An 8,615-nucleotide genomic window follows, 5' to 3' on the forward strand; every position below is an offset into this window, starting at 1 on the left:
CAGCACCCGCTACAGCAGGTGAGTCGCTAACGCGCTATTAGTTCGCGCAGTATTAGTCGTTGGCACGGGCGCGGCGGCGGAACTCGCGGACACGCTCGTTGGAGTCCAGGATGACCTTACGGATACGAATCGCCTCGGGGGTCACCTCAACGCACTCGTCCTCGCGAGCGAACTCGAGGGACTCCTCCAGGGTCAGCTTCTTCGGCGGGGTCAGGTTTTCGAAGTTGTCCGCGGTCGAAGAACGCATGTTGGTCAGCTTCTTTTCCTTGGTGATGTTAACTTCCATGTCGTCTGCACGGGAGTTCATACCAACGATCATGCCCTCGTACACCTCGGAGGTGGGCTCCACGAAGAAGGTGCCACGCTCCTGCAGGTTGATCATCGCGTAGGGGGTCACCACGCCGGCACGGTCAGCAATCAGCGAACCGTTGGTGCGGTACTCAATGTCGCCAGCCCACGGCTCGTGCTCAATCGAGTAGGAGGAAGAAATACCGGCACCGCGGGTCTCAGTCAGGAACTGGGTACGGAAACCAATCAGACCACGTGCGGGAACAGCGAACTCCATACGGACCCAACCGGTACCGTGGTTCGCCATGTTCTCCATGCGGCCCTTACGTGCAGCCATCAGCTGGGTGACAGCGCCCAGGTACTCCTCGGGCACGTCAATGATCATGTGCTCCATGGGCTCGTAGACCTTGCCGTCGATGGTCTTGGTAACCACCTGGGGCTTACCCACGGTCAGCTCGAAGCCTTCGCGGCGCATCTGCTCCACGAGGATAGCCAGGGCGAGCTCGCCACGACCCTGAACTTCCCACGCGTCCGGACGCTGGGTGGGCAGAACCTTGATGGACACGTTACCAATCAGCTCGCGGTCCAGGCGGTCCTTCACCTGACGTGCGGTGACCTTTGCGCCCTTGACTCGGCCAGCCAGCGGGGAGGTGTTAATACCGATGGTCATGGAGATCGCGGGATCGTCCACCTTAATCAGCGGCAGGGGCTTGGGGTTCTCAGCGTCGGTGAGGGTTTCACCAATGGTGATGTCCTCGATACCAGCCACTGCGACGATCTCGCCGGGACCAGCGGACTCTGCGGGAACGCGCTCGAGAGCCTTAGTCGCCAGCAGCTCGGAGATGCGGACGTTCTTGATTTCACCGTCGTGACGTGCCCACGCAACGGTCTGACCCTTCTTCAGGGTGCCGTTGAAGATACGGACCAGTGCCAGACGACCCAGGAACGGGGAGGAGTCCAGGTTGGTCACGTGTGCCTGCAGAACCTCGTTGGGATCGTAGGTGGGGGCGGGCACGTGCTCGATGATGGTCTTGAACAGCGGCTCAAGGTCGTCGTTGTCGGGCAGCTGGCCGTCTGCGGGCTGGTTCAGGGATGCAGCGCCAGCCTTACCGGATGCGTACACCACCGGAACGTTCAGCACAGCGTCCAGGTCCAGGTCAGGAACCTCGTCCGCCAGGTCAGATGCCAGGCCGAGCAGCAGGTCCATGGACTCGCCAACGACCTCGTCGATACGGGAGTCGGGGCGGTCCACCTTGTTCACCACGAGGATCACGGGCAGCTTAGCAGCCAGTGCCTTACGCAGCACGAAGCGGGTCTGGGGCAGCGGACCTTCGGATGCGTCCACGAGCAGCACAACGCCGTCAACCATGGACAGGCCGCGCTCCACCTCGCCACCGAAGTCGGCGTGGCCGGGGGTGTCAATAACGTTAATGGTGATGGTCTCACCGTTGGCGGAAGGGCCGTTGTAGAACACGGTGGTGTTCTTCGCCAGAATGGTGATGCCCTTTTCCTTTTCGAGGTCGCCGGAGTCCATGACTCGGTCTTCAACATCTGCGTGGGCAGAGAAGGCGTGGGTCTGCTGCAGCATCGCGTCGACGATGGTGGTCTTGCCGTGGTCAACGTGTGCCACGATAGCCACATTGCGAAGGTCGGGGCGCGAAGCGGTGTTTTCAGACATGCGTTAAGTTTCTCGCTTAAATCTAGGGGATAGTCTTGCCAACGGGTGCGCTCTAGACAGCGCAGGGGGTCACAGGGCAGTACCCACAGATAGGTATCTGGTGGTCGTTGCCGGTTTGGGTGTTTGCCGATGGACCCGCTCTGCGATGAGAACGTTTCCGGGCACGCCAAAACGGACCCCCCTCCGTTGGGCTTAGCTACCAGTGTATCACTAGGGCTTTTCTGCGAGCCACTCATCAATCATGCGGCGAGCGACGGCGTTCGTGCCGGGCAGCTCCAGCTTGGCGGGGTCATCCTCGTCACTGTTGCCACGTTCCTCCGAAATAGCAATCGCCTCACGCAGCTCAGCGGCGGTGAACCAGCGTGCGGCACGAATCTCACCGTCGTGGTGGATGATGGTTTCGTTCTCATCCACGCGCACCCGGTAGCAAATCATGAGCGAACGCGGGAAAGGCCACACATCGCTCATACGGTACTCGGTGCTGAGGGCGTGCAGGCCGGTTTCTTCGTAGACTTCGCGGGCGATTGCCTCTTCGAGGTTCTCGCCAGGGTCAACGAAACCGGCAATGAGGGCGAAGCGGTTGGGGTGCCACTGGCGGTTATTCGCCAGTAGCACGCGCTCGCCGTCGCGGCTGGTCACCAGCGCCATGACGGCGGGTTCGATGCGGGGGAACACCATCTCGCCGGAGGCGGTGCGGCGGATTCCCTTGGAGCCGAGGGGCGCCTCTTCGCCGCTGTAGGCGGAGTAGCTCATGTCGATGAGGTAGTCGCGGCGTGCAAGGGCGGTTGCGTAGTGGGCGCGGCCTTCCGGGTCCTCGTGGACCGGGTAGTACCAGAAGCCACTGCTGGAGGCGCGCACCCGAGGGTCGTTCAGGTCGGCGGCGACCTGCGCGAGGGTTTCATCCTCACAGTAGAGCACGTGCACCTCTGCCTCACTATTCTTCTGGGCGTCGGCACCGTAGGCGGCGGGGCGGATCACACTGCGCGCAAGGATAGCCTCTTCGGTCAGCGGCTCGGCAGTATCGTTACCGGTCAGGTAGTGCAGGGTTCCGTCATCGTTGAGGAGGGTTTCCCCTTCGCGGGAGATGAGCAGGTAGCGCGGTGCGTGAGCGTCAGCGGGTGTGTGTTCAGGTGAAGAAGTCATAGGTTTCACTCTACATCTTGATGTTGCAAGGCCCACAACAGTGTGCCAGGTTTCGATTTTTTCGCCGTATCGTTCCATATCACCTTCGAAAGAGATGACAGAGGCACCCGAAAATAAGAGAATGGAACCATGACTACTTCTATTGACCCTACGACCACCTCCGCGTGGTCTGCTCTGTCCGCTCATCACAAATCCCTCACCCCGAACCTGCGCGAATGGTTTGCCGCTGACCCGGAACGCGCGCAGAAGCTCAGCTTCACCGCCGACGAACTGCACGTCGACCTGTCCAAGAACCTGATTACCCCCGAGACCGTCGAGCTGCTGGTCAAGCTCGCTGAAGAGGTCAAGCTGGAGCAGGCTCGCGAGGCAATGTTCTCCGGCGAGCACATTAACGTCACCGAGGACCGCGCAGTACTGCACACCGCGCTGCGCCGCCCTGAGGGTTACACCCCGGCACTGACTGTTGACGGCCAGGACGTAGACGCAGACGTTCACGCCGTGCTGAAGAAGATTTACGCATTCGCTGAGCGCGTGCGCAACGGCGAGTGGACCGGCATCACCGGCAAGCGCATCGAGACCGTTGTGAACATCGGTATCGGCGGCTCCGACCTGGGCCCGGTCATGGTGTACGAGGCTCTCAAGCCCTACGCTGATGCAGGCATCACCGCACGCTTCATCTCCAACATTGACCCGACCGACGTGGCTGAGAAGGTCTCCGGCCTGGACCCCGAGACCACCCTGTTCATCGTCGCCTCCAAGACTTTCGGCACCCTCGAAACCCTCACCAACGCGCGCGTGGCACGCGAGTGGCTGCTGTCCGCACTGGCAGAGGCTGGCGCTCTGGAAGGTAAGGAAGCATCCGAGGCCGTGGCAAAGCACTTCGTGGCTGTCTCCACCGCGCTCGACAAGGTTGCAGCATTCGGCATTGACCCCGAGAACGCTTTCGGCTTCTGGGACTGGGTTGGCGGCCGCTACTCCGTAGACTCCGCGATCGGTACCTCCTTGGCTATCGTTTTCGGTCCGAAGGTTTTCGCTGAATTCCTCGCCGGCTTCCACGCGATGGATGAGCACTTCCGCACCGCTCCCTTCGAGAAGAACGTCCCCGTTCTGATGGGTCTGCTGAACATCTGGAACGTGAACTTCCTCGGTGCTGAGACCCACGCGGTTCTGCCCTACGACCAGTACCTGCACCGCTTCCCCGCATACCTGCAGCAGCTGACCATGGAGTCCAACGGCAAGTCCGTTCGCGCAGACGGCTCCTTCGTCAACTACGCAACCGGTGAAGTCTTCTGGGGCGAGCCCGGCACCAACGGCCAGCACGCTTTCTACCAGCTGATCCACCAGGGCACCCGCCTGATTCCCGCGGACTTCCTGGCATTCGCTAACCCGGTCCACCCGACCAAGGACGGCGAGCAGGACGTTCACGAGCTGTTCCTGGCTAACTTCTTCGCGCAGTCTCAGGCTCTGGCGTTCGGCAAGACCGAGGAAGAGGTTCGTGCAGAGGGCACCGCAGAGCACGTGGTCAACGCACGTATCTTCAGCGGTAACCGCCCCTCCACCTCCATCATGGCGCCGCGCCTGACCCCGCGCGTTCTGGGCTCCCTGATTGCCCTGTACGAGCACATCACCTTCGTTCAGGGTGTTGTTTGGGGCATTGACTCCTTCGACCAGTGGGGTGTTGAGCTCGGTAAGAAGCTGGCGCTGGACCTGGTTCCCGCTATTGAGGGTGACCGCGAGGTTCTGGCTCGTCAGGATTCTTCGACTGCTTCGCTGATTGACTACTACCTGAAGAACCGCACCAAGTAGTAGTTCGAACCTATCCCCGAGGGTTTTATAGCCTGCGGGTATAGGATGCAAAACCGCCGGATAGGCTCCCAGTTAGGGAGGCTATCCGGCGGTTTTGTTATAGGGGTTCTAGCTCAGTACCGTGCTGCTAGTTCACGGCGGGCAGGGTGTCGGAGGCAACCTCAGCAATAATGCGCACCACGGTGGATTCGGGTAGCTGCGGGATGCCCTGCTCGTCACGCACCACGCCACCGGCGTCACGGTGAGCGGTCATCTCAACGCCCTCGGTCGCCTCTTCACCGTCGGCATCCTCTTCACCATCAGCACAGATTGCGGGCACATGCACGAACCCGGCGGGGATGCTCAGCCCCAGCTCGCGGCTGATGCGCTGGCCCTCGTAGAACACGTGGTTGCACACGTAGGTTCCGGCGGTGTACGAAATCTCGACCGGCTCCCCCGCCACACGCAGGCGCTCAAAGCTGGCGCGCACCGGCAGGGAGGAGAAGTACGCCTCCTGACCACCCGGAGCGATCGGCTCATCGCAGCGCTGGTCGCCGTCGTTATCTTCAATACCGGCGGAGTCCAGGTTGATAGCGACCTGCTCGAGGCTGACCACGTCGCGGCCAACCGCCACACCCAGGCTGATGAGCGCGTCGGGCTGCACATCCTGCAGGGCGGCGCGCAGGGCGGTGCTGGAACCGTCGTAGCTAACGGGCAGCTCGCGGGTGATGACATTCAAATCCGGGCGCATCCGGGTCAGCAGACGCTGAGCACCTTCGGCGAGCGCTACGGTAGGGTTCACCGGCACGCCGGGGAACGGGCCGAAGTAGGTCAGCAGCAGGGTGCGTGCCTGATTGGGGGTGGTTGCCATAGTCGTTCTCGTTTTCTGCGTTGGTTTTATTCGGCAGTGTTCTTTTCGGCGGCGTTCTTTTCGGCGGCGCGGCGCTCCAGGTCCTTGGCAAGCGCCTCCAGCAACTCTTCGGGGGTGGTGGCGATGATGAGCTCGTCCAGGTAGCGTTCGTTGAGCAGGCCGGTGGACGCCATGTAGTGCATGGCGTCGATGAGCTTGTCCCAGTAGCCGTTGACGTTCAGCAGGGCAACCGGCTTGGAGTGAATATCGAGGAACTGCCAGCTGAAAACTTCAAAGAACTCTTCGAGGGTGCCGGGGCCGCCGGGCATGGCGACGAACGCGTCAGCCTTCTCAATCATGGCGATTTTGCGCTGGTGCATGGTGTCCACAATGTCGAGGGTGGTCTGGCCGGGGTAGACGCCCTCCAGACCGACCAGCTTGTGGGTGACCACGCCGTAGACCACGCCGCCGGCATCCAGGGTCGCGCCCGCGACGGTGCCCATCAGGCCGGTGCGGCCGCCGCCGTAGACCACGCCAATATTGTTCCGAGCGCAGAGGGTGCCGAGCTCGCGGGCGCGCTCGGTGAAGAGCGGGTCGTTGCCGGAGCGTGCCCCGCAGTAGACGGCAAGGTTGTAGTCAGTCTTCTTCATGGTTCTCCTTGGGGTGTATGAGGGTTTCCGGGGTGGAGCGCCTCTATGCGTTCTACCCACGATAGATGTTTCTGTGTTGAGGGTACCGGATGCACCTGTGTACCTCATGTGTGCGCCCGCCAGTTCAGGGGCACGTTGGGCTCGGCGGTTACGGTAGCGGGGTGCGCGCCAGTAGCGGGAAAATCTGCTCGGTATTCAGGGGTGCCTGCAATGCAGAATCGGAGGGGCTGCTCATGGCGGGGTTGACCCAGCGCAGCTCAGCGATTTCAGCATGCGGCACCAGCGTAGCCAGCTGCTCGTGTTGCTCATCGGTGGGGGCGTATTCGAAGGTTTCGGCGCGCACCGTAAAGCCTGCCTCGTTCAGTGCGGCGGCCTCTAGCAGTCCGAGATGGTGCATCCGGTCGGGGTCGGGGGTGAGCCCGATTTCTTCGCTCACTTCGCGGCAGGCAGTCTGCAGCGGGGTCTCCCCCGGTTCGGGTTTGCCGCCGGGCATCATGAACCCGTCACTGCCCCGTTTGCGCACGGTGAGTACGAGCCCATCCCGGTTGCGGATTGCTACAGCGCACACGTTCACGACGCGGTGCGTGCTGTCGATGGCGCTGTGTTCAGTAGCGCTGTACTCAGTAGCGTTGGGTTCGGCGGGCGGGGCGGGCGGGGCTACTTCTACTCGGTTCTGCGGGTTCTTCTGCGTGGGCATCTTTCTACCCTAGCATTTCCGTATCCTCCAGCCGGCGCTGTGCGTGTATGTCTTATTCATCCGCCCTATTGTGCGCCCTGTAGGCGTTGGTTTTACGTAATATTTCGGCGAGTTATCTTATGTCCGGTTCATGCGTTTAGGTGCGTGTTACGGTGTAATTAACCGCGATGTCGCGGTACCGTATACGCACTCGACTTGGCGCGATACAGGAAGAGTGCGGATCACTCAATCACCCATGTAGAAGGAACTTCATGATGGCTAACTCTTCCCACGCCCGCCGCTACGGTAGCGCCGGCGCTTCTGTTCTTCTTGCTGCGTCGTTGAGCCTGTGCGCTCTGCCTTCTGTTGCAGCGGCTAATACCCCGAATCCGGATAACCCACCGGTTATTACGGTCTACAACTACAAGGTTGAGACCAATACCCGTGAGCTGAAGACCGCCCTGCGTCTGAACAAGATTACGTTCAAGGCATCGAAACTGCCCGCGAAAACTACCGCTTTCGCCCCGGCTTTGCATGAGGCAAACCATAGGGGTTTCCCGTTTCTGAACCCGATTCAGACGGTGCGCGTTGAGGGCCCGTTCAAGGATGGCACGGCGACTGCGACCCATTACGTTCCCGGTAGCCTGATTGACCCGGCGAAGAACTACAGCTTCGTCGCTAATATCATCGTTGATGGTTACGGTGGCGGTCAGGTTCTGCGCATGAACGTTGTGAAGGATAGCGCCGCACCGGTTCTGCACGTGGACTCCCCGCGTCTGAACACCAAGGGTGAGACCGTGTTGAAGGTGCGCGGTACCGGCTACACGGGTGAGGCGACCCCGCACGGTGTGCGCGTGGTGGTGTCTGATACAAACGTGTGGGTTCCCGGCCGTTTTCCCCAGCAGGGTATGCGTTTCGTGGCTGAGGTGACCGTACCTGCTTCGCAGATTCACAACGGTGTCTTTGAGACGGAGGTGAAGGTTCCGGCGGATGTTGCGGCGACACTGAATACCTCCCACAAGTACATTGCGGGCACCATGGCTGCTGGCGTTGAGGGTGCCGAGTACGGTTCGTTTGATGCCCAGAAGCCTCTTGAGCTTTTCGCGCAGGAGCCCGTGGTGTCGGCGGTTCCGACCTACGCCCCGACTGTGGCGCCCCTGCCCGAGGCAACCGTCGGTGTGAACCCCACTGACGCACCCACCGTAGCGCCCCTGCCCGAGGCAACCGTGGGCGTAAACCCGACCGACGCACCGACTGTGGCTCCCCTGCCCGAGGCAACCGTCGGAGTGAACCCGACCGATGCGCCCACCGTGACACCCCTGCCCGAAGCAACCGTCGGAGTGAACCCGACCGATGCGCCCACCGTGACACCCCTGCCCGAAGCAACCATTGGCGTAAACCCGACCGACGCACCGACCGTAGCGCCCCTGCCGGAAGCAACCGTCGGAGTGAACCCCACTGACGCACCCACCGTGGCACCCCTGCCCGAAGCAACCGTGGGTGTGAACCCCACCGACGCACCGACCGTAGCGCCCCTGCCGGAAG

7 protein-coding genes are annotated in these 8,615 nt (G+C 61.7%); 2 read left to right on the plus strand and 5 right to left on the minus strand.

Going from position 1 to position 8,615, the window contains the following annotated elements:
- Positions 1-52: 52 nt before the first annotated feature.
- Complete coding sequence (gene typA, locus HMPREF2879_RS03425) at positions 53-1,966, minus strand: translational GTPase TypA (protein ID WP_049341845.1); 1,914 nt, start codon at positions 1,964-1,966, stop codon at positions 53-55.
- Between the two features lie 210 nt (positions 1,967-2,176).
- Positions 2,177-3,109, minus strand: a complete 933-nt coding sequence (locus HMPREF2879_RS03430; protein WP_049349368.1) for an NAD(+) diphosphatase — start codon at positions 3,107-3,109, stop codon at positions 2,177-2,179.
- A gap of 129 nt (positions 3,110-3,238) precedes the next feature.
- On the opposite strand from HMPREF2879_RS03430, the gene pgi reads away from it, so the two are divergent.
- Positions 3,239-4,915, plus strand: a complete 1,677-nt coding sequence (gene pgi / locus HMPREF2879_RS03435; protein WP_070634827.1) for a glucose-6-phosphate isomerase — start codon at positions 3,239-3,241, stop codon at positions 4,913-4,915.
- A 127-nt stretch (positions 4,916-5,042) separates the two neighbouring features.
- Here pgi and HMPREF2879_RS03440 read toward each other — a convergent pair whose 3' ends face one another.
- The 3 genes from HMPREF2879_RS03440 to HMPREF2879_RS03450 all read right to left on the minus strand — a co-directional run bounded on the left by HMPREF2879_RS03440 (position 5,043) and on the right by HMPREF2879_RS03450 (position 7,091).
- On the minus strand, positions 5,043-5,765 hold the full coding sequence (locus HMPREF2879_RS03440) for a pyroglutamyl-peptidase I (protein WP_070634828.1): 723 nt from the start codon (positions 5,763-5,765) through the stop codon (positions 5,043-5,045).
- 26 nt (positions 5,766-5,791) lie between these two features.
- Positions 5,792-6,394 carry an LOG family protein gene (locus tag HMPREF2879_RS03445; RefSeq protein ID WP_049349363.1) on the minus strand — a complete coding sequence of 201 codons (603 nt, stop codon included), beginning with the start codon at positions 6,392-6,394 and terminating at the stop codon, positions 5,792-5,794.
- Between the two features lie 148 nt (positions 6,395-6,542).
- Positions 6,543-7,091, minus strand: coding sequence for an NUDIX hydrolase (locus HMPREF2879_RS03450; RefSeq protein WP_193389903.1), 549 nt, complete (start codon positions 7,089-7,091; stop codon positions 6,543-6,545).
- 251 nt (positions 7,092-7,342) lie between these two features.
- Between HMPREF2879_RS03450 and HMPREF2879_RS03455 the strand changes: the two genes are divergently transcribed.
- A partial coding sequence (locus HMPREF2879_RS03455) for a hypothetical protein (protein WP_070634829.1) occupies positions 7,343-8,615 on the plus strand: 1,273 nt, incomplete at its 3' end.

The organism is Rothia sp. HMSC069C04 (genome assembly GCF_001812895.1).
In the GTDB taxonomy this organism is placed as follows: Bacteria; Actinomycetota; Actinomycetes; order Actinomycetales; family Micrococcaceae; genus Rothia.